We start from the raw sequence: 26,070 nt of genomic DNA, 5'->3' as shown, positions 1-26,070 counted from the left end.
CCAGGCATGACCCTCCCCACCACCCACGTCAGCTTCCCGGCCGGGGCGGTGACCGGCGAGTCCCCGGTGCTCGCGGTGCACCCGCTGGCCGACGGCCGGTACGCCGTCGTGACCGCGGTGACCCCGTTCCACCCGCTCGACCACACCTGGCCCGACCAGCCCGCCGACCACGGCACCCTCACCGTCGACGGCACCGAGTTCGCCGTCGTCGACTGCCTGACCGGTGCCGTGGGCCCGGAGGACGACGCGCTGCTGGTCGGCGCCGACATCCCGGTCCGGCGCGGTGACGAGGAATGGTCCTGGCTGGTCCTGCACGTCCTCGACGCCGACCCCGGCGACATCACCGGCCGCACCGCCGCGCTCGCCGTCGACGCCGGCCGCCGGGGAGCCCTCAGCGCCTCCCACAGCGGCTGCCACCTGCTCGCCCTCGCCCTCAACGCGGCGCTCGCCCCGCGCTGGCGCAAGGACCCGGGCCGCTCGGACGCCTTCGGCAACCCCGACTTCGACAGCCTCGCCATGGCGAGCTCGGTGATGGACACCGAGGCCAGCACCGACACCTACCGGCTCGGCAAGTCGCTCAAGAAGAAGGGCTTCACGGCGGACGCCACCGAGGAGTTCCCCGCCCTGGCCGACGCCCTGCCCGCGCTCACCGAGGACGTCAACGCCCGGCTCGCCGCCTGGGTCGCCGCCGACGCCCCGGTCCGCATCGAGGTGCCCGGCCCCGAACTCACCGCCCGCCGCCAGTGGCACTGCGAGCTCCCCGAGGGCGGCGCGCAGATCTTCTGCGGCGGCACCCACCTGCACCACCTCGGCGAGCTGGCCGAACTGCGTACCGAACTGCGGCTGTCCGAGGACGGCACCGAACTGGTCGCCGTCACCAGCCCCAAGCGGGCCTGAGGTCCGCCGGAAGCACCGGGAGCGGGCCTGAGGTCCGCCGGAAGCACCGCGGGCGGCCACCCCTCACCGTGAGGGGTGGCCGCCCGTCTGCGTGCGGCTCCGCGGGTCTGCGGTCCTGCGGATCAGACCTTGCTGCGGTGGAAGTTCAGGTACGAGCGGGACGGCGTCGGGCCGCGCTGGCCCTGGTAGCGCGAGCCGTAGCGCTCCGAGCCGTACGGGTGCTCCGACGGCGAGGAGAGACGGAACAGGCAGAGCTGCCCGATCTTCATACCCGGGTACAGCTTGATCGGCAGCGTCGCGACGTTCGACAGCTCCAGCGTCACGTGGCCGCTGAAGCCGGGGTCGATGAAGCCCGCCGTGGAGTGGGTGAGCAGGCCCAGCCGGCCCAGGCTCGACTTGCCCTCCAGCCGGGAGGCCACGTCCTCGGGCAGCGTGATGACCTCGTACGTCGAGGCCAGCACGAACTCGCCCGGGTGCAGGATGAACGCCTCTTCGCCCTCCGGCTCGACCAGCCGGGTCAGGTCCGGCTGCTCCTCGGAGGGGTCGATGTGCGGGTACTTGTGGTTCTCGAACACGCGGAAGAAGCGGTCGAGGCGCACGTCGATACTCGACGGCTGGATCATCGCCGGGTCGAACGGGTCGATGGAGACCCGGCCCAGGTCGATTTCGGTCCGGATGTCCTTGTCAGAGAGCAGCACGCTTCGAGGTTACGTGCAAGAAAGGGCCCCGGACGAATCCGTCCGGGGCCCACGCATCCGTCCGCCCGCCGTCAGGCCAGGAACTCCGCGGCCTCCAGCCGCATCGCCTGCGCCAGTTGCGGCTCCGACAGCTCCCGCACGTCGGCCAGCACCGAGCTCCGCAGCCGTCCGCACTGCGGACAGCGGATCAGCCGACCGGGGCCGATCCGGCCCGGACCGAGGTTCTGCATCGGGAACGTGGTGGTGCTGAACAGGTGCCCCTCGGCACAACGAACGACGGCGCGCTGCTCCATCGATCCCCTTCCCATCCCTAACCCAGTACTCACCGGTACTCACACGCCCGGCGGCCGGGCCCCGGGACAGCGTCACATTAGGGGATGTTCCGGACATTCCTCATCGTGGCTCGCCGCCCCGACCCCACCCGCCGGAGCACTCGTACGCGGCCCACACAGTACGCCCCCGCGCCCGCCCCCACCCGGCACCGCCGCGCCCCGGACCCCTCGTGCAAGCGCAGTCACGGATGGGGTACAGTGACACTGGATCGAGCGGTCTCTGACGGCTCATCAGGCGGGCGTAGTTTAATGGTAGAACATGAGCTTCCCAAGCTTAGAGCGCGAGTTCGATTCTCGTCGCCCGCTCCAGCAGTAAAGGCCCAGCTCAGGGGCATGATCCCCGAGCTGGGCCTTTTGCATTTCCGGGCTTCCGTGTCTCTTGCGTGCCCCTACGACTGGTTGGGCGGTGTCGTGCCCCGGCCGAGGGTGCGGGTGATCTCGGCGTCCATGCCATCGGCGATCTTCTTGTCCCGCTCGCTGGTCGCGTGCTGGTAGATCAGCGCGGCTCGGACGGAGGACTGCCCCATGCGGGCCATCAGCTCCTTGAGGCTGGCCCCGGTCGCGGCGGCCAGGGTGTTGCCGGTGTGCCGAAGGTCGTAGAAGCGGAAGCCCGGCATGCCCGCCTTGGCGCGTGCCTTTCTCCACACCCGGCCGAAGGTGGTCCGGCGGAACGGGGCACCCTTCTCGCCGACGAACAGCAGACCCTCCTGCTCCTTCTCCGCGAACAGCTCCAGGTGCAGCCGGACATCAGGCAGGACAGCCGCGGGGATAGTGACGACCCGCTTGCCCGCTGCGGACTTCGTGTGGCCGAGCGCCCGCCGGCCGGTGTTGAGTTCGGGGGCCGCGAGCCGGACCTGAACCGTACCGGCCACAAGGTTGATGTCCTTGCGTCGCAGTTCAGCCAGCTCCTCCGGGCGGAGCGTCGTGAAGGCGGCGAGCAGGACCATGGCGCGCCAACGCAGCCCCACCAACTCGGCCAGCTCGTAGACCTTCTCGATGCTGGCGACTCCGCGCTCCTCGGCCGACTCCTTGCCAGCGCCCTTGATCCGGCACGGGTTCCGGCGGATCAACTCGTCATCAGTCGCGGTGGCCATGATGGACTTCAGCAGGCGGTACGCCTTCGCGGCCGTGGTGTGCTTGCCGGTGGCCCGGAGTTCGGCCCGCCAGGCGCGGACGAGCGGAGGCGTGATCTCGTCCAGGTCGAGGTCCCCGAAGGTCGGTTCGAGGTGCAGCCGCAGCAGTCGGCGGTACAGCTCCACGGTGGTCGGCATCAGACCACGCTCGGTGATCCAGGCGTCGGCGTACTTGGCGAAGTTGACCGCCCCGGCGTCGGGGTCGCGCCAGTCCTTCTTCCGGATGCTGGTCTGCATCTCGGCCAGCCAGTCATCCGCGTCGGTCTTCGTCTCGAAGGTCTCCGGCGCCGGCCGAAGGAGGCCGGTCGGGTCGAGGTACCGGGCCTGGAATCGGCCGGACGGGAGCTTGCGGATGCGGCCGAACTGCCTTCGCCTGCTTGCCACTTAGGCCACCACCCGCAGTCGGCGGGACCGGGGCTGAATGGTGTTGGCGGTCACGTAGTCGGCGAGGGCCGATTCCGTGATCCGGACGTGGCGACCGACCTTGACGAAGGCGATCCGGCGTTCCGCGACCAGGCGTCGCGGGAAGCGTTCCCCGCTCGTGTCCCAGGTGCCGAGGCGCTCGGCCACCTCCTTGACGGTCAGCAGACGGTCCATGCGTCGTTCCCCTCCTCTTGCGCGAGTTGTGCGCGCATCTCCTGTCGGTCGGTGGTGTGGCGTTCGTGCAGGTCCCGGGCGATGCTGGCGGCGAGCAGGGATTCGCCCGGGGAGTTCCCGGCGCCGGCGAAGGCCCAGTGGGCGACGACCAGCGTCTCCGCTTCGGGCAGGTCGTCCAGGTCCGGCAGTCCGGCGGCGAGGAGCCGTTCCCGGAGTTCGGTGCGGGCCTGTTCGGCGCGGTAGTCGGCGCGGACCTGCCGGAGGGCGCCGAGGGTGGTCGAGTAGGTGGGGGACTTGCTGGAGAAGTGACCGCGGAAGCCGAGCATGTGGGACCAGTGCGCGAGCAGGCGGCCCGGGTAGTGCCGGTCGAGGTCCCAGCAGGCTTCGATCAGCCGGCGGGTGTGGGCGGGCAGATCGTGCCGGTCGAGTTCGTGGCGCTCCAGGATGCGGCGGTCCACCGTCTCGGTGGTCTCAGCGGACTTGGTGGCGTACTTGGCCACGTACGAGGCCACCGCCTGCTCCGTGATCTCGCCGGTCGAGAAGGCGCCGATCGGGCGGACATCGACCTGCGTTCCCCACCCCAGGACGCGGGCAGGCTGGTCACCTCCGGCGGCGACGGGAACGCCGGCGCGGCGGGCGGCGGCCCGGATCGCAGCGTCCAGGAGCGCGACCGTCGCCCAGCCGGGCGGCGGCGTGCCGGGACCCTTGGGTCCGTCGATGCGGATCACGGCGTGGAAGTGCACGGCGCCCCGGCGCTGGTACTCGGCGACCTTGCCGAACGAGATCTTCGCCTGCTCCTTGAACTCGTACTGGTACAGCCCGGCCATCTTCGCCATGGTCCGGAACAGGTAGATGGTGAAGCGGCGCCACAGGTCCGGGGCGTGGTTGTTCCACAGCACCGCGTGCCCGTAGTCGTACGTCTCCGGGTCCAGCGGCGTCCCGAGCAGGAGCGACCCGGCCGGGTGGTCGAACCCGCAGCGGCAGGTGCCCTTGTCGGGCCGGTTGTGGACCGGGCCGAAGCTGGGTGCGGTGAGGGTGGCGAAGACGCGGGGATGCGAGCGGACCGTGGCCGGGACGCCCTTGGCGGTGTCTCCGGCGAGTCCTGCGCGGATCAGGTGGAAGGTGTCCGCCGAGTACGTGCGGGCGCACGAGGGGCAGCGGGAGGAGCGGCGGTTGCCGCAGGCGACCTTGAGGCGCTGGCCGGGTTCGTGCTCGGTGGAGTAGCGGTGCCAGACGGCGCCGGTCGGGGCGTGGGTGAGGGTGCGGAAGCCCTTGAGGTGGATCGGGTTGGAGCAGCCGCCGGTCCGGCGTAACTGGTCCTGAAGCTTGGGGAGGTCGCCCCGGGAGGCGAGCCGGGCCAGGTCCGCGAGGACCAGCCGGTCCACCCCGCCGGGGAGAACGGGAGCGTGGGTCACGCGGCCACCGCCAGGACGGGCCGGGCGTTCGGGGTGTGCTCGGGGCAGGGCCGGAAGTACGGGGCGTCGTCGGTCCACTCGTTCAGCGGGACCGGGACCCAGCCGGTGTGGCCGTCGTTGTCGTCCCACACGTCGATGTGGCACGGGCAGGCGCCGTACCGGCCGTAGTGGTGGCTGCCGATGCAGTCGCACGGCACGAAGGCGCCGGTGGCGCCGGACAGGGCGCCGTCGAGGTCGACGACCCGCAGCGTCCCCGAGCAGGACGGGCAGGCGTCGGCGTCGGTGGGGGCGGCGTGGAGGGAGCAGGACACGAAGTCGCCCAGCGCGGCCCGGTACTTCGGCGGGACCGGGATGCGACCGGTTCCGGCGCACAGGCAGTGGACGAGCGCGACGGCGAGACCGGCGAGGGGGGCAGCAGGCATGATGGAGGCTCCCTTGAACGAGGGGCGAAGGGGACGACGCGCGGCTTGGCGGTTGAGCGTCGTCCCCGCTGCATGTGCTGGCGGCGGCGTGTTCAGCGGCCCCTAAGGACCGCCGGGGATCGTGGCGGCGTGCTCGGCAGTCACACCGTTTGGAGGAGCAACTGCCGGGGATTTCACAGGTCAGCTACATGGGCCAACCTTGTGCACTCATGTACATGAGTGACTGATAGAAGAGTGCCTGAGTCCTGTACATGAGTCAACCCGTCACGAGAAAGAATCCCAGGACGGGTTGCGAGAGTTGACCAACAGTCAGTCGCGCGCGGCGAACCGGTAGTCCAGTACGAACTGATCAGCGGCCATCACCGTGTCGCAAACCTCGACGACCCGGCCGCCATCGGTCATGGCGTCCCGGACCAGATGGATCACAGGGGCCCCCGGGCTGAGCGCAAGAGCCGAGGTCTCCGGCTTGGTCGCCAGGCGAGCACGAACGGTCTCCGTGAATTCCGCGAGCGTATGGCCGTGCTCCTCCAGGCGGGCGTAGATCCCTCCGCCGCCAGGGTTCTCAGCGAACATCTCCGGGATGTCCTTCACCACATCCCAGGGCAGGTACGAGGTCGCTTCCTCGGTGGGCACGCCGTCCCGGAAGTACCTTCGCTTACGAGCCAAGACCTTCGCGCCGGCGGGAACACCCAGCCGCTCGGCGATCTCGGCAGGCGCATCGGCCGGGCCGACGAAGAGGACCGTCACCGAGGGGGTACCGCCTGACTGCTCCGCCTCCGCAAGGTAGGCCGCCTTACCGGCCTTCCGGTGAGCCCGGCGGAACCGATCTGAGGACTTTCGTTGCACTGGCGGGCGGGATCGAACGAAGGAGCCCCGTCCGTGGTGCGTCTCGATGAGCTGAGCTGTCCGCAGCTCGGCGATGGCCTTGCGCACGGTGCCGGAGGCCACGCTGTAGCGCTCCATCAGCTCGGCTTCGCTGGGCACCGAGGCCCCGGGAGCGAGGGTCCCGGACTTGATCTGGGCCGCCAGGTCATCCGCGATCTGGAGATACTTGGACTTGGCCGTCGAGGCCACCTCATTGCTCGCCATGGTCCTACTCATCTCCTATGCTCCTGTACATGAGTAGCAGCCCCGCACTGAAAGCGTCAACGCCCCTCCACTCCGTGTCTGTGGCGGGGGCTGTGGTGCGTGAGGACGGGCGAGTCCTGGTGATCCAGCGGGCCGATAACGGCACCTGGGAGCCTCCGGGTGGCGTGCTTGAACTCGGCGAGACCGTGGAGGACGGCGTTCGGCGCGAGGTCTTCGAAGAGACCGGGCTCCTCGTTCGGCCGGAGCGACTGACCGGCGTCTACAAGAACATGAACCGGAGCATCGTGGCCCTGGTGTTCCGTTGCCGGGTCGAAGGCGGCAAGGAGCAGACCACAGACGAGGCGACGGCCGTCCGCTGGTTCACCCCTCAGGAGGTCCGGGAGAGCATGGGCGAGGTCTTCGCCGTACGCATCCTTGACGCACTGAGCGGCCCCGGGGGCGATGCCCCGCACATCCGGGCCCATGACGGCCGGAAGCTGATCGGGTAGGGCCGAGGAGAACGCCGGACGCGCCAAGCGCCCCAGACGGGCCGAGATGGGGATAGGGGTAGATAGCTGGGAGTGGGTGTGAGGGGGTGGGGTGTGAAGGTGACTGTTATGAGTTTCGCTACTGATTCAAGGGCGCGCACAGCGCGCCAGCGCGCGGCCCTGGCCGCTCGCCGTCGCTCCTGTCTGCGCCCCGCTCCGTCGGCGGCCGGCCGCGCACGTCGAGCGTGCGGCCGGGAGGGTTGCCGAGGTTAGAGCCCGCCGGGGCTGGGGGCGGGCGGCTGCGCGGTTTTACCCACCTCCCCGGCTCGGGACCCGCGTCGAGCAAGAACGGGGGGCCACTCGGCCAAATTGCGGTCAGGCCCAAAGAGCCCTGACCGAGTCGCAACAGCTTACGGCCCCCCGATCATGCTCGACCCCAAGCCAGGCAGGACACCGGCCAAAACCGCTACGCCACCCTCGCAGTGGCGAAGTGTCAGCAGTGACGGGGGGCTTAGGATCTAGGATCGGCGTTGTACGGCTTCGCTCTCATCTCAACGAATCGGAGTCCCGAATGGCCAGCTACGAAGAACATGCCCAGGCCGCGAGCCAGCTCTTGGCGCCGGTCAAGATTGGCAAGCTATCCAGCTACGAACTCCGCACGCAGGTCGCACAGGTCGAAGCTCTGCTGGCGCTCGCCGCAGCCATCGCTGGCCGATCCGGAGACGCCGCTGACAGGCAGCGCCAGGCGTATTGAGCCGTGCCCTATCCGTGCCCCAAGGGGCGGTGTTGGGCGGTAAGTCACGGTGAACAGCGGGGTCATCGATCGAGGCCGAAGCAGGCCCGAGGTCCGGATGTCTGCACGTCAGAGCACTTGTGGGCCAGGAGAGTGGGCGAGATTCCCAAGCTTAGAGCGCGAGTTCGATTCTCGTCGCCCGCTCCACTACCGAAAGCCGCAGGTCACACGACCTGCGGCTTTTGCGTTGTCCGGCCTTCTGCGGTGCGCTTCGGGGCCCGGGTGGGTGTCCGGCTGGGGCGGGCGGTCCTACGATCGGCGGGTGACTACGGCGGGCGCGCAGCAGCTGCGCATTCTTGCGGGGGACCTGTGCGTCGAGCGGGCGGTCGACGAGGGGGCGGCGCTGGCGTCGCGCTGGGTCTCGCTGGTCCGGGCCCCGGAGGGGCTGACGGTGGTGCGCGCGGTGGACGCGGGGGCGGACGGCGCGTCCGTCGAGCGGTGGAGGGCGTTCTACAGCGGTGACAGCGCGCACGGGCTCGACCTGCCGGGTGTGTTGTCGCGGCTGATCGCGCCGTTGGCGGCGGCCGGGGTGCCGGTGTTCGTGGCGTCGACGTACGACGCGGACCTGGTGCTGGTGCCCGCGGAGCGGCTGGCCGGGGCGGTCGCGGCCCTCCGGGCGGCCGGGCACCGCGTCGAGGAGTAGCGGCGGGAGGCCGGCGGGGCGGGAGGCCGCCCCCGGGTGCGGTGGCGCGGGGGCGGCCGGGTTCGATGGAGGGGTTCTTCGCCCGGCGCGGGCGATCCGCCCCGTCTGCCCGGGAGATGACGATGCACAGCAGTGCCGACGTACGTGTCGAGGAGATGCTCGACGATCTGCGCAGGCTCGTCGAGGTCGAGTCCCCGTCCCGTGACCTGGAAGCGCTGCGGGCCTCCGCCGGGGTCGTCGCGGAGATGATCGAGCGCAGGCTGGGCGGGCGGGCCGTCCTGGTGGAGAGCAGGGTGGGGCCGCACGTCCACTGGTCGGGCGGCGGGGACCCCCGGGTGCTGGTGCTCGGCCACCACGACACGGTGTTCCCCCTCGGCACGCTCGCCCGGCGGCCCTTCCGGCTGGACCAGGGCCGGGTGACCGGGCCGGGCGTGTTCGACATGCTCGGTGGTCTCGTGCAGGCCGTCCACGGGCTGGCGGCGCTGGACGACCGGACGGGCGTGGAGATCCTGGTGACCGCCGACGAGGAGGTCGGTTCCGGCGCCTCCCGGGCGCTGATCGAGGAACGGGCCCGGGCCTGCGGCGCGGTCCTGGTGTTCGAGGGGGCGGGGGAGGGCGGCGCCCTGAAGACGGGGCGCAAGGGCTGCGGCACCTTCGAACTGTCCGTCAGGGGGCGGGCGGCGCACGCCGGGCTGGAGCCGGAGGCGGGTGTCAACGCGCTGGTCGAGGCGGCACACCAGGTGCTGGACCTGGCGGCGCTGAGCCGTCCGGAGGCCGGGACGACGGTGACGCCGACCATGGCGTCGGCGGGAACCACCGACAACGTGGTGCCGGCGGAGGCGACGGTGACCGTGGACGTCCGGGTCGAGACGGAGGGGGAGAAGGAGCGGATCGAGTCGGCGTTCGCGAACCTGCGCCCGCACCTCGACGAGGTCGAGATCGTGGTCCGGGGCGCCGTTGGCCGACCCCCGATGCCGCGGTCGGCGTCGGAGCGGCTGTTCCGGCTGGCGCGCCGGCTGCTCCCGGGCGTCGAGGGCGTGGCGGTCGGCGGTGGCAGTGACGGGAACTTCACCGCCGCCCTGGGAGTGCCGACGCTCGACGGCCTGGGCGCGGTCGGTGGCGGTGCCCACGCCGACCACGAGTACGTCGTGGTCGACGCGATGGTGCCGCGGGCGCGGCTGGTGACCGGACTGGTGGAGGCGATCCGGGAGGAGTTCGGCCCGGCCGGCGCGCCGCGCGCGGCCGACCGCTGACCCGACCGGACCGGCGGAGCGGACGGACGGAGCGGCCCGGCAGCCGGGGAGGCTGCCGGGCCGTCGCGTTCGGTGGTGCGGTGCGCGGAGCCGTGGCTCAGCGGGTGGCGAGGGCTTCGAGGGCGGGGACGAGGTCGGCCGGGGCGGGCAGGGCCGCGTTCTCGGCCCGGAGCCGGTGGGCGGCGTCGCGGAGGTCGGGGTCGGTGACCAGCCGGTCGAGGAGGGGGGTGTCCACCTCGTCGGACGCGGAGCTCAGCGCGGCGCCGCTCGCGGTGAGGGCCTCGGTGTTGATGAAGTGGTCGGCGCCCTGCGGGAGGAGCAGCTGGGGCAGGCCGGCCTGGAGGGCGGTCAGCATGGTGCCCGAGCCGCCGTGGTGGATCAACGCGTCGGCGCGGCCGAGCAGTTCGTTGAGCGGGACCCAGGGCAGTCCGCGGACGTTGGCGGGCAGGGTGCCGAGCGGGGCGAGGTCGGCGCCGCCGACCGCGAGCAGGAAGTCCGCGTCGACCTCGGCCGCGGCCTCGACCAGGCGGACGACCGCCCGGACGCCGTCGAGTTCGGCGAGCACGGTGCCCAGGGTGACGACGATCCGGGGCCGGTCGGCGGGGCGGAGGAACTCGGTCGGGACGATGCCGCCGCCGTTGTAGGGGACGTAGCGCATCGGCAGGCCGTCCGGGTCGCCGCCGAGCGGGCCGACGTTGAGTGCGGTGGAGGCGGCGGGGCCGTCCAGGCCGTGCCGCTCGTAGACGTCGGTGAAGTGGGAGGCGAGCAGGCCGGTCATGGGGAGGCCCGCGCTGACCCCGAAGTTGTTGACCACCGACGGGATCTTGAGCAGCGTGGCCACCAGCGGGGCGGCGGCCTGGAAGGAGTCGTGGACGAGGAGGTCGGCGCCCCACTCGGTGGCGGCTTCCAGCAGCCCGTCGACGGAAGGGCGGGAGGCGTGCGCGAAGATCCCGGCCGCCATGTCGAAGATCTCGTCCTGCGACCTGTTCGGGGCGACGTACTCGATCTTGCCCTGAAGCCGCTCCTCGAACAGCTCCCGCAGGACCCGGCCGTCGCCGATCTCGACGACGGGGAAGCCTGCGCTGCGGACCTGGTCGAGCGGCTGCCCGCAGGCGAACAGGACCTCGTGCCCGGCGGCGCGCAGCGCCTGGGCGGTCGGCACCATCGGGAAGAGGTGGCCGGCCGCAGCGGGGCCGGTGAAGAGTATGCGCATGGTGAACTCCTTGCCAATGAAGCTGACGAAGCAGTCTCACCTTGACAGTTGACGTTCAGTCAATTTCATTCCGATCTCCGGACGCGGTTATCGGCCGTTCTGTGCAGGGGCTTGTCATGCGGGCGGGGGTGTGCTCCGCACCCCCGCCGTCCGCCCCTGCCTCCGTCGTCCGCCCGGTGTCCGCGGCGCCGTTCACGCGGCGTCGAGGAACTCCCGGACGGTCTTGGTGAACGCCTCGGTCTCCTCGGCGAGCACGATGTGGCCGGTGTCGAACTCGGCGTAGACGCTGCCCGGGAGGGCGGCGTGCAGGCGCCGCGCGTTCTGCACGGGGACGGTGGCGTCCTGGGTGCAGCCGATCACCAGGGCCGGGGCCTGGACCCGGGGGAGCAGCGGGGTGAGGTCGAGGGCGAGGTTCAGGGCGATGTGCCGCAGGGTGCCGGGAGTCGGCCGCATGTAGGCGGTGTTGGCCTCGACGGCGGCGCGCCCGATCCGGTCGAGGAAGCCGCTGCTGAAGGCGGTGAGGGTGGCGTAGCCGCCGAAGGCGTCCGGGTGGTCGGCGAGCGACAGCCAGGTGGCCATGGAGAGGCGCAGGTACTCGTCCTGTTCGGCGCTGATCCAGCCGGCGGCGGCGACCAGCCGGCGGACCTGCTCGGGGCGCCGGGCGGCGGCCGCGGTGGCGACGACGGCGCCGAGCGAGAAGCCGAAGACGTCGACGGGGCCCCGGCCGGCGGCGTCGATCACGGCGTTGACCTGGGCAGCGAGGGTTTCCAGGGTGAGCGGTGCGCCGTCGTCCTCGGCGGCCTCGCTGCCGGAGAGGTCGGGCAGCAGCACGGTGTAGCGGTCGGTGAAGGAGTCCAGCAGGCCGTCCCACATGCCGGAGCCGGGGCCGGTGCCGTGGACGAGGACGAGGGTGTCGGGGCCGTCGCCGACGACGCGGTAGGGGATGCGGGCGGTGCCGACGGTGATGGTGGGCATGGCGGGGTCCTCTCGAAGGCGGTGGTGCCGTGTGGTCGGCGGGTCGGTCCTGCCGGCGGCACAAGAAGTAAACTACACAGTGCAGAGCAATGATTCAACTGCACCGTGCAGTGCAATGCGAGGATGCGGAAACGGTGAGGGGTGGAACTGTCCGTACTCGTCCACCGTCCAAGCAGTGACGGAATCCCAGCCCGGGTTGAACGCCGGGAGGAGTACGGAGGGCCCTGTGCAGTCAGGTGGTGCCGAACTCAACGTCGGGAGCCCGGGCGGGCGCCCCGGTGGTGCGCCGATCGCGCCCGCGCCGTGGTGGCCCGGCGTGGAGCGCGGTGTGACGGTCGATCAACTCGATGCCGCCCGGCGCTGCGAGGCGCTGCTCCAGGACACCCTGGACGCCATCGACCCGACGCCGGCCTGGCAGGAGGCGCCCCCCGTGGCGGGTGCGCGGCTGCCGCGGCCGGGGCGCGGGTCGGCCGCGCTCTGGTACGTCACCCGGGGGCGGGACATCCTCACCGTCGTCTCGCTGCCCCGGCGGGCGGTGCTGGTGGACGTGGTGGAGCAGCACTGGCGCCGGAGCGGATGGACGATCACCTCGCTGAACGCCGGCAGGGACCGTCCGGGAGTCGCCGCGACCACTCGGGACGGCTATCGACTGGCGCTCTGCTTCGGGGAGTTGGGCGAGCCTGGCCTGACCGCGAGCTCACCCGGGGTGGCCCGCTCGGAGCAGATCCCGGTGCTGTCGGGAGAGGGGGGCCTCGGCCCGGCCCCGTTGCCGTACGTCTGCTGTCCGTACTGGAGCGCGCTGGCGTAGCCGGGGCCGGAAGGCCGAAAAGGGACCGGGGGAGGCGTGGAGCGAGTCCCCCCGGACTCGCTCCACGCCGCCTCGCTGCGCGGCTTCGGCGCTGCCGCTCCCCCCGACACCCCGGCAGCCTCGCCGTCCCCCCTGGCTGCACCCTCCGGCGAGAGCGATCCGCACAGGCCCCGGCGAGTCCCCACCCCCGGGGACGTCGTTGATCTCACGCTAACAAACCGCGTGGTTGGTTTGTCAATAGTGAAATCCACGAAACATCCACATTGTGGTGATCGGCACGGACCGGCCCGGAGGGCGCCGGACCAGGCAGTTGTGCGCCCGCCGGCGTACCCGGCCGCCGGGCCGCGTGAACCGGGCCGGAGCGGGGCCGTGTGCGCCTCCGCCTGGAATCCGACATTCCGAGCATCATGGCAGCACGCAGCGACACCGCGCGAGCGCCCAGCGCAGCCGGGGTGCGGCCGGGGTGCGGCCGGGCGCGAGAGGCGGGGGTGAGAGACGGGAGAGGCGGGGCGTGAGAGCTCGGACGGGGCAGCGGGGCCCCGGACGGCTCAGCGCAGCAGCCGTCGCTCCTTGGCCACCGCCACCGCGCCCGCCCGGGTGTCCACGCCCAACTTGTCGTAGATCCGGCCCAGATGGGTCTTCACCGTGGCCTCGCTGATGAACAGCGCCCGCGCGATCTCGCGGTTGCCCAGACCCTGCGCCAGCTGTACCAGGATGTCCTGCTCGCGTTCGGTGAGCTGCGGCGCCGGCGCCCGCATCTGCGCCATCACCCGGGAGGCGACCGGCGGCGAGAGTACCGTCCGGCCCTGCGCGGCCGCGTGCACGGCGGCGAACAGTTCCTCCGGCCGCTCGGCCTTCAACAGGTAACCGGTGGCGCCGGCGGCGATCGCCCGGGTGATGTCGGCGTCGGTGTCGTAGGTGGTGAGCACCAGGACGTGCGGCCCGTCCGGGGCGGCGGTGATCCGCCGGGTGGCCTCCACACCGTCGATGCCCTCACCGAGCTGGAGGTCCATCAGCACCACCTGCGGCTCCAGCCGGGCGGCCAGCGCGACGGCCTCCTCCCCGGTGCTGGCCTCGCCGACCACCTCGATGTCGCCCGCGCTGGCGAGCAGCGCGAGCAGGCCGGCCCTGACCACCGCGTGGTCGTCGCAGACCAGCAGCCGGACGGGCGCGGTACGGGACGCAGCCGTGCTCATGCGTCCGCCCCGTTCCGTGCGGCGGGCGCTCCGCACGCCGCACGCCTCGTGTCGACGGACCCGCGTCGCTGGCTCATCGGTGCTCCAATCGGTGCTCCAAGGGGACTGCGGCGGAGACCACGGTGCCCTCGCCGGGGGTGCTTTCCACGGTCAGCGTGCCACCGAGCTGCCGCAGCCGGGCCCGCATCGCGGGCATACCGTACCCGCGGCCGCCCCCGGTGCCCGCGGCGGCCGGGTCGAAGCCCAGCCCGTCGTCCGCGATGTCCAGGACCGCCTGGTCACCGAGGAAGGACAGCGTGATCGCCGCGGCCGACGCCCCGGCGTGCTCCCGGACGTTGGCCAGCGCGCCCTGGGCGATCCGCAGCAGGGCGGACTGCGCGGCGGCGGGCAGCGGCACGGCCGTGCCGTCCAGGTGGAAGCGGACCGGTAGCCCGCTCTCGGCGGCCTCCCGGTCGGCCAGTGCCCGCAGCGCCTGGTCGAGCGCACGGCCGTCGGCGAGTTCGGCCGGCGCGAGGTCGTGGACGAAGCGGCGGGCCTCGGCCAGGTTCCGCGCGGCCACCTCGGCGGCGGTCCGGACGTGGCTGCGGGCGGTCGCCGGGTCGGCGTCCCAGGTGCGGTCGGCGGCCTGCAGCAGCATCTGCTGGCTGGACAGGCCCTGCGCCAGGGTGTCGTGGATCTCCATCGCCAGCCGCGCCCGCTCGGCCAGCGTGCCCTCCCGCCGTTCGGTGGCGGCGAGTTCGCGCCGGGTGCGGACCAGGTCGGCGATCAGCGCGCGCTGCCGGGCGCCCTGCCGGGCCATGAAGAGGAAGACGCCGGTGGCGAGCGCGGCGACCGCGGGCGGCAGCAGGACGAGCGTGGCGTCCGCCCCGCCGGGCAGTCGGATCTCGGCGATCACCACCAGCAGCGTCAGGGCACCCACCAGGGGGATCGCCGCCTTCGCGGGCAGCGCCCGCAGCGCGGTGTAGATCAGCGGGACGGCGCACCAGGCGAAGCTCGGCGCGAGCAGCACCAGCACCACCCACAGTGCGACCACCAGCCCCAGCGGCCAGCGGCGGCCGCGGCCCGACGCGGTCGGACGGTGGTGGTCGAGCCAGGAGCCGGCCGGCTGGGCGACGGCCAGGGCGGCGCTCAGCCCGATCACCCAGGGGGCCTGGGGGCTGCCGGAGTGGTGGGTGAGGTAGCGGTTGAGCGAGGCGGCGAGCAGCACCACGAAGGCGGAGTCCAGCAGCAGCGCCAGCCGACCGGCGTCCGGGTCTCCGGCGTCCCGGGCGCCCCGGGTGGCGGTGCCCGGACGGACGGCGCCCTCGGTCCGCCCGGCCTGACCGGTGCGATCGGCGTGACCGGCGCCGCGCCGACCGGAGGCGGGGCGGGGCTGAGACACGGGTGGCTCCTGGTCGAACGGGCGGCGCACGGGCTGCGTACGGGCGGTGGGTCCGCACTGACCTGCACCGATCCCTCGATGGTGACCCGTCCGGCCCGGTCCCGCATCAGCCGATCGGTTGACGCCGCAGTCCTCCATCATGCCCGGACGCACGCGCCGGACCGTCGATGTGGCGGGCCCGCCCCCGGGCGGAGGATCGAAGCACGCCGCCGGGCGCCCCCTGGCCCGGCGGCCGCCCGATCCCCACCCCACCCCACCCCGCAGACCCGCTGAGGAGCTGGACCATGAAGAAGACCTCCGTGCGCACCCGGGTGCTGACCGGCACCGTCGCCGCCGCCGCGATCGCCGCCGCCACCGTGGGCGCCGTCTCGGCCAGCGCCGAGACCACCGACGCCCCGGCCGCCCCGGCTGCCGTGAAGGTCGACACCCAGAACAAGAACCTCGCGCAGAGCACCGGCCTGACCATCGACGCCGCCACCCGCGCCGCCCAGGCCGCCCTGGACGCGGCGACCAGGGCCGGCCAGCACGTCTCGGTCGCGGTCGTCGACCGGGACGGTGTCACCCGGGTGCTGCTGAAGGGCGACGGCGCCGGCCCGCAGGCTCCGGAGTCGGCCGAGCGCAAGGCCTTCACGGCGGTCTCCTGGAACGCGCCGACCTCGGAGCTGGCCAAGCGCCTGGCCCAGGCCCCCAACCTGAAGGACATCCCGGGCACGCTGTTCCTGGCCGGCGGCGCCCCGGTGCAGTGGCAGGGCGCTCCGGTCGCGGCGATCGGCGTCGCGGGCGCGCCCAGCGGCGACCTGGACGAGCAGTTCGCACAGGCCGGTGTCGCCGCGCTGGCGAAGTGACCCCTCCCCGCAGGGCCGCCCCGTCGGCGGGGTGACCCCTCGGCCCCGTCGCCCGTCGGTGGGGTGACGACCCGGCCGGTCGGCCGTCCCGTGACGCCGGATGGCCGACCGACCGGGTTCATTGACTCGTTCGGGTGAACGCAGGGAGGGTCGCCGCAGAACACGGGGTGACCCTTCGAAAAGCCGCTGCCGCTGTCAGTGCCGCGTGGCAGGCTTCCCGGTATGACGGCGTGGACCCTCAACGACATCGAACGTGCGATCCGCTCCTCCTGGGGTGTCGACACTTGTGCGCCCGAGGATCTGGCCCACTGGCGTCCCGACAATCCCGCCCGCGGCCAGTGCGGGGTGACGGCGATGGTGCTGCACGACCTGCTCGGCGGCGAGCTGATGATGGGCGAGGTGTACGTCGACGGGGTCCGGACGGACCTCCACTGGTGGAACCGCTTCGCCACCGGCTTCGAGATCGACCTCACCCGCGAGCAGTTCGGGCCGGACGAACTGGTCGGGCCGGGCCGACCGGTCGCCCGCCCGGCCCGCCCCGGCCGGCTGCAGGCCCAGTACGAGCTGCTGCGCGGCCGGGTGATCGCCGAGCTGGAGCGCGGGGCCGCCGTGCACCGTGACCGGATGCCGGCGCGCGCCTGCGCGTGAGCTCCGGGCGCCCTGCGCGTCGGCGTGTCCCGCGAGTCCGTGTCCCACCAGTCCCCTACGTGCCGTACGTGCCGGGCGTGCCGTGAGTCCAGTGCGTCGTGTGCGTCCGGTGCTCTCCGTGAAAGGCCGGGCCCGATGATCCCCTGACGTACAGTCGGCCGCAGGTGAGCGGCAACGGTGACGGGAGTGGGCGATGACCGGAACGACGGTCGGCTTCGTGGGGCTCGGGGCGATGGGACGGGGCATGGCCGGCAGTCTGCTGCGGGCCGGTCACGCCGTACGGGTCTGGAACCGCTCGCCCGGGCCGGTGGCCGCCCTGGCCGCCGAGGGCGCGCAGGCGGCCGACTCGCTCGCCGACGTGTTCGCCGCCGACACGGTCGTCTCCATGCTCGCCGACGATGACGCGGTCGAGCGCCTGCTGCTCGACCCCGCCCTGCTGGACGGCGCCGCGGCCACCCTGCACGTCAACATGGCCACCGTCTCGCTCGCGCTCGCCGAACGGGCCGAGGCGCTGCACGCCGAGCACGGCATCGGCTACGTCGCCGCGCCCGTCCTCGGCCGGCCGCCGGTCGCGGCGGAGGGCCGGCTGAACATCCTGACCGCGGGCGCCGCGGACCTGCTCACCAGGGCCGAGCCGCTGTTCGCCGCGATGGGCGAACGCACCTGGCACTTCGGTGAGAGCCCCCGGCAGGCCAACACCGCCAAGATCAGCGTCAACTTCCTGCTGGCCTGCGCGATCGAGTCGATGGCCGAGGCATGCAGCCTGGCCGACGCCAACGGGGTCCGGCCGACCGACCTGATCGAGATGCTCACCGGCACGCTCTTCCCCGGGCCGGTCTACTCCGGGTACGGCGCGATGGTGGCCGAGCGCCGCTACGAGCCGGCCGGCTTCCGGCTGCCGCTCGGGCTCAAGGACGTCGGCCTCGCCCTGGAGGCGGGCGCCGCGCGGCACGTGCCGCTGCCGTTCGGCAGCATCCTGCGGGACGCCTTCCTGGACGCCCTGGCCCACGGCGACGGAGACAAGGACTGGGCGGCGGTCGCCGCCGTCGCCCGTCGCCGGGCCGGACTGCCGGAGTGACCCCGGGCGCACCGCCCGGGATGGTGGCCGACCGGTCCGGGGACCCGGCGGACCGGCCGGAGTGACCCCGGGCGTACCGCCCGGGTGACCGGCCGACGGGGCGCGGACGGGGAATAACCGGCGCGCGGCCGCTGCTCGCACCCCCGTCCACACCACTGACCCGGGGGAGTTCCGATGTCCGACCAGCCGTCCGGTGCCGAGGCGCCGCGCCGTTTCCTGTTCCTCGACGCCAGCGCGCGCACCGACGGCAACTCCGCCCGGCTCGCGCGGCTCGCCGCCGAGTCGAGCCTGCCGGCGGGCGCCGAGCAGCGCTGGCTGCGGCTCGCCGAGTACCCGCTGCCGCCCTTCCGGGACGAGCGGCACGACGGCGACGGCACGTACGCCGAGCCGACCGGGCACGCGAAGACCCTGCTGGACGCCACCCTGGCGGCCACCGACGTGGTCCTCGTCGCGCCGCTGTACTGGTACACCCTGCCGACCGACGCCAAGCTCTACCTCGACCACTGGTCGGGCTGGATGCGGGTCCCCGGGCTGGACTTCCGCGCCCGGATGGGTGGCCGCACCCTGTGGGGCGTCACCGCCCTCAGCGGCACCGACGACAACGCCGAGCCGCTGATCGGCGCGCTCCGGCTGAGCGCCGAGTACATGGCGATGCACTGGGGCGGCGTGCTGCTCGGCAACGGCAGCCGTCCGGGGGACGTGCTGCGCGACGAGCGGGCGCTGATCGCGGCCAAGTCCTTCTTCGCCGGCTGACGTCCGTCCCGTCCCGGGCACTGTCCTGTCCCGCCCCGGGCATCCTGTTCCCGCCCCGGGCACCGGTCGACCGCAGGCCCGGACGCCGGTCCGCCGCCGATCCGGCACCACCCGACCGATCCGGACCGTACCGCTCCCGCCCGCGGGTGCGGTACGGTCCTTCGGGCGTGTACCCGTCACCCTCCGGTCATCATTTGGCAAAGCGCAAAAGCCTTGAAGTCGGACGGAGTTGGACGAAGCGGGCATCTCTCCTTCACGTCCGGGTGACAGTGCGGCACCCGCCTTCCGAACCGGCCGGATCGTTCGGTACTCTCCGTCGCACTTTCAGCTTCGCGGGGGGACGCGGCGTCTGCGGCCGCCCCTCGCGCCCGGGCCTCGCCCGGAAACGTCCGTGAGGTCTCCCTTGTCCATACGTCGCAGTCTCGCCCTCGCCGGCGCCGCCGCTCTCGCGTCCTCGCTCGTGCTGGCCGGCGCCCAGGGCGCCATGGCCGTCGGCACCACCGGCTCCCCGTCCGCCGCCGCCACGGCCGAGAAGGCGGGGCACCAGAGCCTCGACCTCTCGGTGCGCGGTGTCCCCGGGACCTTCTTCGCCGGTGACGACGCCCGCGAGTTCACCTACCGGATCGACAACTCGACCAAGACCGACTTCGTCGCCTACCCGCTGCTGAAGTTCAAGAACAAGGCGGGCTCGCTCAAGGCGAAGGACCTCAAGCTCGAGTACCAGCTGCCGGCCTCGCTGCCCGGCGGCGGCACCTGGAAGCCCGCCGCCATCGCCCCCGGTGGCGGCGACGGCGACGACAGCGCCGTGCTGATGTTCCTCGGCGGGATCACCGACAGCGGCGACGCCGCCGACGGCGCGCTGCTCTACATCGCGCAGGGCAAGAGCATCGACATCAAGGTCCGCGCCGCCTTCACCAAGGACGCGCCGCTGGGCAAGGCCGGGGTCGTGCCGGTGGTCTTCTCCGCCGACGCCAACGACGCGAACGACAACGGGCACTTCAGCTGCGACGGCATCAAGGGCGCCGGCTTCACCATCAAGGCCGGCGGCGGCAAGCCCAGCCCGACCCCCACCCCGACCAAGACCGGCACGCCCAGCCCGACCGCGAGCCACTCGTCGACCGCGTCGCCGACCGCCACGGCCACATCCACCGCGACGGGCACCTCGACCCCGACCACCGGGCCGACGACCCCGGCGCCGACCGGCACGGCCTCCGGCACCGCCTCGCCGTCGGCCTCGCCGTCCGCGTCCGGCACCACCGAGGCCCCGGCGCCGTCCGGCAGCGCCGACGCCCCGCAGCCGATCGACTTCCCGGTCCAGCCCCCGAACGTCACCCCGCCGAAGATCACCCCGGGCGGGGTCGGCAAGGCCAAGACCGACGCCGCCACCGCGGACAAGTCCCTGGCCCAGACCGGTGGCGGCGACGACACCACCGGGATCGCGATCGCCGGCGGCGCCGTCCTGGCGGCCGGTGTCGGCACCCTCGTGGTGCTGCGCCGTCGCAAGGCCGGTCAGCAGGGCTGACGCCCGGCCGACGCCCGGCCGGGGTACGGCCGGGGTGGGACCCGACGCGCGGCTGACACCCGGCCGGCGCGCGGCTGACCTGGGGGAACCGTTTTCCGGGTGCCCCCGTGCCGCCCGCACCGTCCACCGGACGGACACGCGGGCGGCACGGGCGGTACTCCTGCGTCACATAGGATGTCCGGCCGGAGGGGGGCGGAACCGGCGGGGAGAGGACAGGTGCGGGAAGTACGCACGGCACGGACCACCACCGACTACGAGGCGACGACCGGGCGCATCGCGGGTCTCCCACTGCGGAGACACCACGTCCTGCTGGTCGCCTGGACGGTGCTCTGGTTCTTCCTGGTCGAACCGAGCGGCGGCTTCTCCTGGCACTACCTGCGCCAGGGCGAGCAGCTGCTCTTCAGCGGCCAGTCCGACGGTGGACTGTCGCTCTACGCCCATCACCCGGAGCTGCAGATCGGCCCGGTGAGCCTGGCCGCGGCCCGGCTCACCGCCCCGTTCTCGCCGCACACCGGCCAGCTGGTCGCGGAGGCGGCGAGCGCCGCGCTCGGCCTGGTGATGCTGGTCGTGGTCGGCCGCACCGCGGCCCTCTACTACCTGGGCACCGGTACCAACCACCGCCGGCTCCAGCAGCGCCTGCTGATCGCCGGACTGGCCTTCATCCCGATGTGGGTCGAGGTGTCGGTCCGCTTCGCGCACCTGGACGACGTCCTCGCGCTGTTCTTCACCACCCTCGCCGCACACGCCCTGGCCCGCGGCAAGCCCACCCAGGTCGCGATCTTCCTGGCGCTGGCGGTCGATTCCAAGCCCTGGGCGATCGCCTTCGCCCCGCTGATCCTGGCGCTGCCCCGGCCCGCCTGGCTGCGCACCGCGCTCTGGTTCGCCGCCCTGGTGGCGATCGCCTGGCTGCCGTTCTACCTGGGCAACCTGGACACCATGGCGGCGGCCAAGTTCACCATCCCCAACCAGCCCGCGTCCGCGCTGCGCTGGTTCGGGGTGACCGACCCCGCCACCCCCTGGTGGGACCGCCCGACCCAGTTCGCGCTCGGCCTGGGCCTCGGCAGCATCGCCGTGTGGCGCGGCCGCTGGCCGGCCGTGGTGCTGCTCGGCGCGGACGCCCGGATCCTGCTCGACCCGAGCGTCTACACCTACTACACGGCCTCGATCCTGCTCGGCACCCTGCTCTGGGACGCGGTCGGGCAGAAGCGGCTCGTCCCCTGGTGGAGCTGGATCGCGCTGGCCGCGCTGTACGGCGGCACGCTGCTGCTCCCGTCCGACTCGGCCCGCGGCTTCGTCCGGCTCGCCTTCGTGGTGGTCTCCGCCGCCTACGTGCTGCTCTGGCCCACCCAGCAGCCCCGCCGGCCGCGGGCCGGCGCCCAGGGCGACGGCGGCGGACGCCGGTCGGCCCGGCGGCGCGAGCGGGAGCTGGTCGGCGCCGACGCCTGAGGACCCGGCGCCCGGGGAAGCCGGGTGCCGGGGCCCGCGAAGGGCCCCGCGAAGGGGCCCGCCAAGGCACCGTCGAAGGGGCCCGCCAAGGCACCGTCGAAGGTGCCCGCGATGGCGGCTTGACCCTCACGCGACGTGAGAGCCGAGGGTGGTGGTCAGCACCAGGGAGGAATTCCGATGACCGCTGAGGGCTACTCGGTCGGCACCGTGGCGAAGATCGCCAAGGTGACCGTCCGCACCCTGCACCACTACGACGAGATCGGTCTGCTGTCCCCCGCCGGCCGTACCCGGTCCGGCTACCGCCGGTACGTGGACTCCGACCTCGACCGGCTGCAGCAGATCCTCTTCTACCGCGAGCTCGGCTTCCCCCTGGAGGAGATCGCGGCGATCCTGGACGACCGCTCGGTCAGCCCGAGCGAGCACCTCCGGCGGCAGCACCGACTGCTGACCGACCGGATCAGGCACCTCCAGGACCTCGCCACAGCCGTCGAACACGCCATGGAGGCACGGAGAATGGGCATTCAGCTGACCCCGGAGGAGAAGTTCGAGATCTTCGGCGAGGGCTACCAGGAGGACTGGGAGCAGGAGGCCGAGCAGCGCTGGGGCGACACCGAGGCCTGGGCCGAGTCGCAGCGCCGTACCGGCAGCTACTCCAAGGCCGACTGGCAGCGGATCCAGGCCGAGATGACCGGGCTCAACACCCGCCTGGCCGAGGCGCTCACCGCCGGCGAGCCCGCCGACGGCCGGGTGGCCACCGACCTCGCCGAGGCGCACCGGCAGCACATCTGCCGGAACTTCTACGACTGCACGTTCACCATCCACCGCGGTCTGGCCGGCCTGTACGTCTCCGACCCGCGCTGGACGAGCATGTACGAGGAGATCGCGCCGGGCCTGGCGCAGTGGCTGCACGACGCCATCGTCGCCAACGCGGACCGGCGCGAGCAGGCCTGAGTCGCCGGACCGCGCGGGGACTACGCCACCCCGCGCCCGAAGGAGCGCCGGTAGGCGGTCGGCGAGGTGCGCATCACCCGGCCGAAGTGGTGCCGGAAGGTCGCGGAGCTCTCGAAGCCGACCGCCGCGGCGATCTCCTCCACCGTCCCGTCCGGTGACTCCAGCAGCGGCAGGCTGGCCGCGATGCGCTGGGTGACGACCCAGCGCATCGGGCTGGTCCCGTTGCGGGCGGTGAAGTGCCGCAGGTACGAGCGGTCCGACATCCGGGCGGCGCGGGCCAGCACCGGGACGGTCAGCGGCGCGGAGAGGTGGTCCAGCGCCCACTGCATGCTGCGGGCGACGCCGTCGTCGTCCTCCTCGACCGGCCGGACCGCCGCCTCGATGAACTGGGCCTGCCCGCCGTCCCGGTGCGGCGCCACCACGAAGCGGCGGGCCACGGCGTTGGCCACCCTGGCGCCGTGGTCCCGGCGGACCAGGTGCAGGCAGAGGTCGATCCCGGCTGCGCTGCCCGCGCTGGTGAGCACGTCGCCGTTGTCCACGTACAGCACGTCCGGATTGACCCGCACCGCCGGGTGGCGCTGTTGGAGCAGCTCGGCGTACCGCCAGTGGGTGGTCGCGTCCCGGCCGTCCAGCAGCCCCGCGGCGGCCAGCGCGAAGGCGCCCGAGCAGATCGACACGATCCGGGCGCCGCGCTCGTGCGCGGTGCGCAGCGCCGCGACCAGCCCGGGGGAGACCGTGCCGCCGAACGCGTTCGGCACCCCGGGCACCACCACGGTGTCGGCCGCCGCCAGCTCGTCCAGCCCGTGCCGGGCGGTCAGCGTGAAGCCGCCCACCGCGTCCAGGGCTGTCCCGGGCCGGTCGGCGCACACCTTCAGCCCGTACCAGGGCGTCGCCAGCAGCCCGGCCAGCTCGGGCCGGGCCAGTCCGAAGACCTCGACCACGACGCCGAGTTCGAACGGCGCCATGCCCTCGAAGGCGTACACCGCGACGTCGTGCACGGGCTCCGGCCGGCGCCCGATGGCGACGGACACCGGGCGCCGGCGCGGCCCGGTCTCCGCGTCGGTGCCGACCGGGCCCTCGACGTCCTGCTCGGCCATGCGAACCCCCTGCTCACGGGTGGCGGAATTGCCGGTGAGTGTAGCCGTCCCGGCCACCTCGGAAATTTCTTCGAACCCACCTGCAACCTCCACCCCCGCCACACGTCCATGGGTGCGGGGGCGGAGTGAACCGGGCCGAGGGCGACTGGGAAGATCCCTCCGATCACGATCTTGATCAGGTGATGTGACGGTCCGGCGAACGCCGTCACCGTCCCGGGGGAAAGCGGAAACGCAGATGTCCATGGCCATCGGGCCGATCGTCGCGCCGAAGAGGGCGCGCGGATTCACCATCCGAGGGGTGGTCACCGCGCTGTTCGGCGCTCAGGAGGCCGGCGAGCCGCTCGCCGGCCCCACCACCGAGCAGGAGGCCAAGCAGCGCCGGTCCGGCTTCCGGCTGCTGCGCGGCGGCCGCAAGCCGGCGGAGGACCGGCCCACCCTGACCGACCTCTACCACGCGCACCGGCTCGGCCTGGTGCGGATGGCCGTGATGCTGGTCGACCACCAGGACCTGGCCGAGGACGTCGTCCAGGACGCCTTCACGCAGCTGTACCAGCGCCACGGCGAGGAACTGGCCGACCTCGACAACGCCCTCGGCTACCTGCGGACCTCGGTGGTCAACGGCGCCCGCTCGATGCTGCGCCGCCGCAAGACCGCCCGCGAGTACGTGCCGCCGCACGAGGCCGACGCCCCGTCCGCCGAGGACCACGCGGTCCTCAACGACGAGCACCGGCGGGTGCTCGTGGCCCTGCAGGAGTTGACTCCACGCCAGCGGGAGGTGCTGGTGCTGCGCTACTGGTCCGACCTGTCGGAGGCGCAGATAGCCGAGACCCTGGGACTGTCCCGGGGCGCCGTGAAGTCCACGGCCAGTCGCGCCCTGGACGCCTTGGAAAAGCACCTGGAGAAGGTTCGATGACCGACAAGCTCCCCCGCCGCAGCGGCGGCGACGGCGACGAGCCGGCCGAGACACCGACGGAACGGCTGCTCCGCGAGGCACTGGGGGCGCGCGCCGCCCTGGTGACGGCGAACAGCCTGCGCCCGGCCGCGCCCCCGAAGAACCGGATCCGCCGGCTGCGCCCGGTGTACACCGTCGCCGTCCCGTTCGGCCTGGCCGCCGCGATGGCGCTCGGTGTGCTCACCTTCCACGGCGAACCGGTCGCCCACGACCAGGTCCCGCCCCCGGCCGCCACCCTGACGGCCGTCCCGAGCCCCAGCCCGACCGCCGAGCCGACCCCCACCCCGTCGGCCACTCCCACCGACGCCGGCACCCCGACGGGCGACCCCGAGACCGACGTCCCGCTGGCCGACGGCACGCCGACCTCCGCGGCGTCGGCCACCAACACCCCACCCCCGGTGGGCCCGTCGACGCCGTACTCCTTCCGGGGCGTCAAGTTCAAGGTCCCGGCGGGCTGGAAGGCGGTGCAGACGGCGGACAACACCGTCTGTGTCCTGAGCCCCGGCGCGCCCACCGACCCGCAGCAGGGCTGGACCCAGGGCAGGTGCGTGCCCTACGGCGTCCTGGTCGTCGCCTACAACGGCCCGGACGAGACCGAACACGCGATCTGGCCCACGACGGGCGACCTGGCGTCGGATTCGGGCTGGAGCCATGAGCCGAGCTGCCCGGTGTGGGGCCGTCCCTACATCCCCACCGCGCCCTACACGTCGGTCGGCACGGCCGTGCGGACCCGGCCCACCGTCGCCGGGAAGACGGCCGACAAGACCCAGTGGAAGGCCACCTGCAAGCCCGGCGACTCGTTCACGGCCCAGATGTGGGGGCTGAGTTCGGACCAGGTGTTCGTGGTGGCGAACGGCCTCAAGGACGACTACCAGGCCGGCCTGCAGTCGATCGTCAACAGCCTGGACGTCAGCGGCCACAAGGCGCCGGGGGCGGCGACGCCGTCGGCGGATCCGGTGACCAGCACCACCGTCGCCGTCACGCAGGCCGGGTTCCTCCCGGGGGGGATGGTGTCCGCGACGGACAGGCCGGTGACCTTCTCGGTGACGTACCGGAACACCGGCACGGCCAACCTGCCGTCGGTCCAGCCGCTGGTCTTCACCGACCCGTACCCGGGGACGCCGGACAGTCCGATCCCGATGAACGCCGGCAAGCTGGAGCGTCAGGACGGCGGCACCTGGACCCAGTTGAGCATGTCGCCCGGAAGCGGCATGGACTACGCGACGGGCGGCAAGTCGGCCACCTTCCCCCTGGCGCCGGGCGCGAGCCACACGGTGACGTACCGGCTGACCATCGACCCCGCCGACGGGCCGGGGATCATTCCGGTGCGGATGCAGGCGACGCTGCCGTACGACGGCAGCGGCCGGCTGACCGTGATCGGTGAGGCGATCGTCCGGGAGAACGTCGTGAAGTAGCCGGTCGTCGACGGCCCCCGAGGCGCCGTGACCAGGAAATCCCCTGGTCAC

27 protein-coding genes and 1 tRNA gene are annotated in these 26,070 nt (G+C 72.9%); 16 read left to right on the top strand and 12 right to left on the bottom strand.

Going from position 1 to position 26,070, the window contains the following annotated elements; all coding sequences use genetic code 11:
• Nucleotides 1-6: 6 nt before the first annotated feature.
• Complete coding sequence (locus AB0D10_RS10175; protein ID WP_360253882.1) at nt 7-897, top strand: metal-dependent hydrolase; 891 nt, start codon at nt 7-9, stop codon at nt 895-897.
• 122 nt (nt 898-1,019) lie between these two features.
• Here the strand turns inward: AB0D10_RS10175 and dcd are convergent, their stop codons facing one another.
• Together dcd and AB0D10_RS10165 are read right to left on the bottom strand one after the other, a co-directional pair.
• Entirely contained in the window at nt 1,020-1,595 is a 576-nt protein-coding gene (dcd, locus tag AB0D10_RS10170; protein ID WP_360253880.1) for a dCTP deaminase, read from the bottom strand.
• Nucleotides 1,596-1,666: 71 nt separating this feature from the next.
• A complete protein-coding gene (locus AB0D10_RS10165; protein WP_360253878.1) occupies nt 1,667-1,903 on the bottom strand; it encodes a hypothetical protein in 237 nt (78 codons plus the stop codon).
• Between the two features lie 259 nt (nt 1,904-2,162).
• Here AB0D10_RS10165 and AB0D10_RS10160 point away from each other — a divergent pair.
• A tRNA-Gly gene (locus AB0D10_RS10160) sits at nt 2,163-2,236 on the top strand.
• 80 nt (nt 2,237-2,316) lie between these two features.
• Here AB0D10_RS10160 and AB0D10_RS10155 read toward each other — a convergent pair.
• The 5 genes from AB0D10_RS10155 to AB0D10_RS10135 all read right to left on the bottom strand — a co-directional run bounded on the left by AB0D10_RS10155 (nt 2,317) and on the right by AB0D10_RS10135 (nt 6,583).
• Entirely contained in the window at nt 2,317-3,444 is a 1,128-nt protein-coding gene (locus tag AB0D10_RS10155) for a site-specific integrase (RefSeq protein ID WP_360253876.1), read from the bottom strand.
• A complete protein-coding gene (locus tag AB0D10_RS10150) occupies nt 3,445-3,657 on the bottom strand; it encodes an excisionase family DNA-binding protein (RefSeq protein WP_360253874.1) in 213 nt (70 codons plus the stop codon).
• Nucleotides 3,642-5,072, bottom strand: coding sequence for a replication initiator protein RepSA (gene repSA / locus AB0D10_RS10145; RefSeq protein WP_360253872.1), 1,431 nt, complete (start codon nt 5,070-5,072; stop codon nt 3,642-3,644). The genes AB0D10_RS10150 and repSA overlap by 16 nt, the downstream gene beginning before the upstream one ends.
• On the bottom strand, nt 5,069-5,494 hold the full coding sequence (locus AB0D10_RS10140; RefSeq protein ID WP_360253870.1) for a hypothetical protein: 426 nt from the start codon (nt 5,492-5,494) through the stop codon (nt 5,069-5,071). Before AB0D10_RS10140 ends, repSA begins: the two co-directional genes overlap by 4 nt.
• A gap of 309 nt (nt 5,495-5,803) precedes the next feature.
• Nucleotides 5,804-6,583: a GntR family transcriptional regulator gene (locus AB0D10_RS10135; RefSeq protein WP_360253868.1), complete on the bottom strand. Its 780-nt coding sequence runs from the start codon at nt 6,581-6,583 to the stop codon at nt 5,804-5,806.
• A 17-nt stretch (nt 6,584-6,600) separates the two neighbouring features.
• Here AB0D10_RS10135 and AB0D10_RS10130 point away from each other — a divergent pair, with 17 nt between their 5' ends.
• The 4 genes from AB0D10_RS10130 to AB0D10_RS10115 all read left to right on the top strand — a co-directional run bounded on the left by AB0D10_RS10130 (nt 6,601) and on the right by AB0D10_RS10115 (nt 9,739).
• Nucleotides 6,601-7,071, top strand: coding sequence for an NUDIX domain-containing protein (locus AB0D10_RS10130; RefSeq protein WP_360253866.1), 471 nt, complete (start codon nt 6,601-6,603; stop codon nt 7,069-7,071).
• Nucleotides 7,072-7,621: 550 nt separating this feature from the next.
• On the top strand, nt 7,622-7,804 hold the full coding sequence (locus AB0D10_RS10125) for a hypothetical protein (RefSeq protein ID WP_360253864.1): 183 nt from the start codon (nt 7,622-7,624) through the stop codon (nt 7,802-7,804).
• Between the two features lie 301 nt (nt 7,805-8,105).
• Nucleotides 8,106-8,486: an ACT domain-containing protein gene (locus AB0D10_RS10120; protein WP_360253862.1), complete on the top strand. Its 381-nt coding sequence runs from the start codon at nt 8,106-8,108 to the stop codon at nt 8,484-8,486.
• Between the two features lie 116 nt (nt 8,487-8,602).
• On the top strand, nt 8,603-9,739 hold the full coding sequence (locus AB0D10_RS10115; protein WP_360253860.1) for a M20 family metallopeptidase: 1,137 nt from the start codon (nt 8,603-8,605) through the stop codon (nt 9,737-9,739).
• Nucleotides 9,740-9,836: 97 nt separating this feature from the next.
• Here the strand turns inward: AB0D10_RS10115 and AB0D10_RS10110 are convergent, their stop codons facing one another.
• On the bottom strand, nt 9,837-10,952 hold the full coding sequence (locus tag AB0D10_RS10110; RefSeq protein ID WP_360253858.1) for a nucleotide disphospho-sugar-binding domain-containing protein: 1,116 nt from the start codon (nt 10,950-10,952) through the stop codon (nt 9,837-9,839).
• 192 nt (nt 10,953-11,144) lie between these two features.
• Nucleotides 11,145-11,927, bottom strand: coding sequence for an alpha/beta hydrolase (locus tag AB0D10_RS10105; protein ID WP_360253856.1), 783 nt, complete (start codon nt 11,925-11,927; stop codon nt 11,145-11,147).
• A gap of 328 nt (nt 11,928-12,255) precedes the next feature.
• Between AB0D10_RS10105 and AB0D10_RS10100 the strand changes: the two genes are divergently transcribed.
• A complete protein-coding gene (locus AB0D10_RS10100) occupies nt 12,256-12,735 on the top strand; it encodes a hypothetical protein (RefSeq protein ID WP_360253854.1) in 480 nt (159 codons plus the stop codon).
• A gap of 548 nt (nt 12,736-13,283) precedes the next feature.
• Here AB0D10_RS10100 and AB0D10_RS10095 read toward each other — a convergent pair.
• Complete coding sequence (locus AB0D10_RS10095; RefSeq protein ID WP_360253853.1) at nt 13,284-13,931, bottom strand: response regulator transcription factor; 648 nt, start codon at nt 13,929-13,931, stop codon at nt 13,284-13,286.
• Between the two features lie 73 nt (nt 13,932-14,004).
• Nucleotides 14,005-15,168, bottom strand: a complete 1,164-nt coding sequence (locus tag AB0D10_RS10090; RefSeq protein WP_360253900.1) for a sensor histidine kinase — start codon at nt 15,166-15,168, stop codon at nt 14,005-14,007.
• Nucleotides 15,169-15,596: 428 nt separating this feature from the next.
• Here AB0D10_RS10090 and AB0D10_RS10085 point away from each other — a divergent pair, with 428 nt between their 5' ends.
• From AB0D10_RS10085 to AB0D10_RS10055, 7 genes are all read left to right on the top strand, one after another.
• Nucleotides 15,597-16,157 carry a heme-binding protein gene (locus AB0D10_RS10085; protein ID WP_360253851.1) on the top strand — a complete coding sequence of 187 codons (561 nt, stop codon included), beginning with the start codon at nt 15,597-15,599 and terminating at the stop codon, nt 16,155-16,157.
• Nucleotides 16,158-16,379: 222 nt separating this feature from the next.
• Nucleotides 16,380-16,805 carry a hypothetical protein gene (locus AB0D10_RS10080; protein ID WP_360253849.1) on the top strand — a complete coding sequence of 142 codons (426 nt, stop codon included), beginning with the start codon at nt 16,380-16,382 and terminating at the stop codon, nt 16,803-16,805.
• 193 nt (nt 16,806-16,998) lie between these two features.
• On the top strand, nt 16,999-17,883 hold the full coding sequence (locus AB0D10_RS10075; protein ID WP_360253847.1) for an NAD(P)-dependent oxidoreductase: 885 nt from the start codon (nt 16,999-17,001) through the stop codon (nt 17,881-17,883).
• A 174-nt stretch (nt 17,884-18,057) separates the two neighbouring features.
• Nucleotides 18,058-18,636 (top strand): NAD(P)H-dependent oxidoreductase, encoded by a 579-nt coding sequence (locus AB0D10_RS10070; protein WP_360253845.1) that lies wholly within the window; start codon nt 18,058-18,060, stop codon nt 18,634-18,636.
• Nucleotides 18,637-19,039: 403 nt separating this feature from the next.
• Nucleotides 19,040-20,158 carry an LPXTG cell wall anchor domain-containing protein gene (locus tag AB0D10_RS10065; RefSeq protein ID WP_360253843.1) on the top strand — a complete coding sequence of 373 codons (1,119 nt, stop codon included), beginning with the start codon at nt 19,040-19,042 and terminating at the stop codon, nt 20,156-20,158.
• Between the two features lie 273 nt (nt 20,159-20,431).
• Nucleotides 20,432-21,604, top strand: coding sequence for a hypothetical protein (locus AB0D10_RS10060; RefSeq protein ID WP_360253898.1), 1,173 nt, complete (start codon nt 20,432-20,434; stop codon nt 21,602-21,604).
• 177 nt (nt 21,605-21,781) lie between these two features.
• Nucleotides 21,782-22,555: a MerR family transcriptional regulator gene (locus AB0D10_RS10055; RefSeq protein ID WP_360253841.1), complete on the top strand. Its 774-nt coding sequence runs from the start codon at nt 21,782-21,784 to the stop codon at nt 22,553-22,555.
• 20 nt (nt 22,556-22,575) lie between these two features.
• On the opposite strand, the gene AB0D10_RS10050 is transcribed toward AB0D10_RS10055, so the two are convergent.
• On the bottom strand, nt 22,576-23,652 hold the full coding sequence (locus tag AB0D10_RS10050) for a helix-turn-helix domain-containing protein (protein ID WP_360253839.1): 1,077 nt from the start codon (nt 23,650-23,652) through the stop codon (nt 22,576-22,578).
• Between the two features lie 235 nt (nt 23,653-23,887).
• On the opposite strand from AB0D10_RS10050, the gene AB0D10_RS10045 reads away from it, so the two are divergent.
• Both AB0D10_RS10045 and AB0D10_RS10040 read left to right on the top strand, forming a co-directional pair.
• Nucleotides 23,888-24,565: a SigE family RNA polymerase sigma factor gene (locus AB0D10_RS10045; RefSeq protein ID WP_360253837.1), complete on the top strand. Its 678-nt coding sequence runs from the start codon at nt 23,888-23,890 to the stop codon at nt 24,563-24,565.
• Entirely contained in the window at nt 24,562-26,019 is a 1,458-nt protein-coding gene (locus AB0D10_RS10040; protein WP_360253835.1) for a hypothetical protein, read from the top strand. The genes AB0D10_RS10045 and AB0D10_RS10040 overlap by 4 nt, the downstream gene beginning before the upstream one ends.
• The last annotated feature ends 51 nt before the right edge of the window (nt 26,020-26,070 follow it).

It is taken from the genome of Kitasatospora sp. NPDC048545 (assembly GCF_040651155.1).
In the GTDB taxonomy this organism is placed as follows: Bacteria; Actinomycetota; Actinomycetes; order Streptomycetales; family Streptomycetaceae; genus Kitasatospora.
The sequence above is the reverse complement of the archived record's forward strand: the minus strand, read 5'-3'. Positions and strand labels throughout refer to the sequence as shown.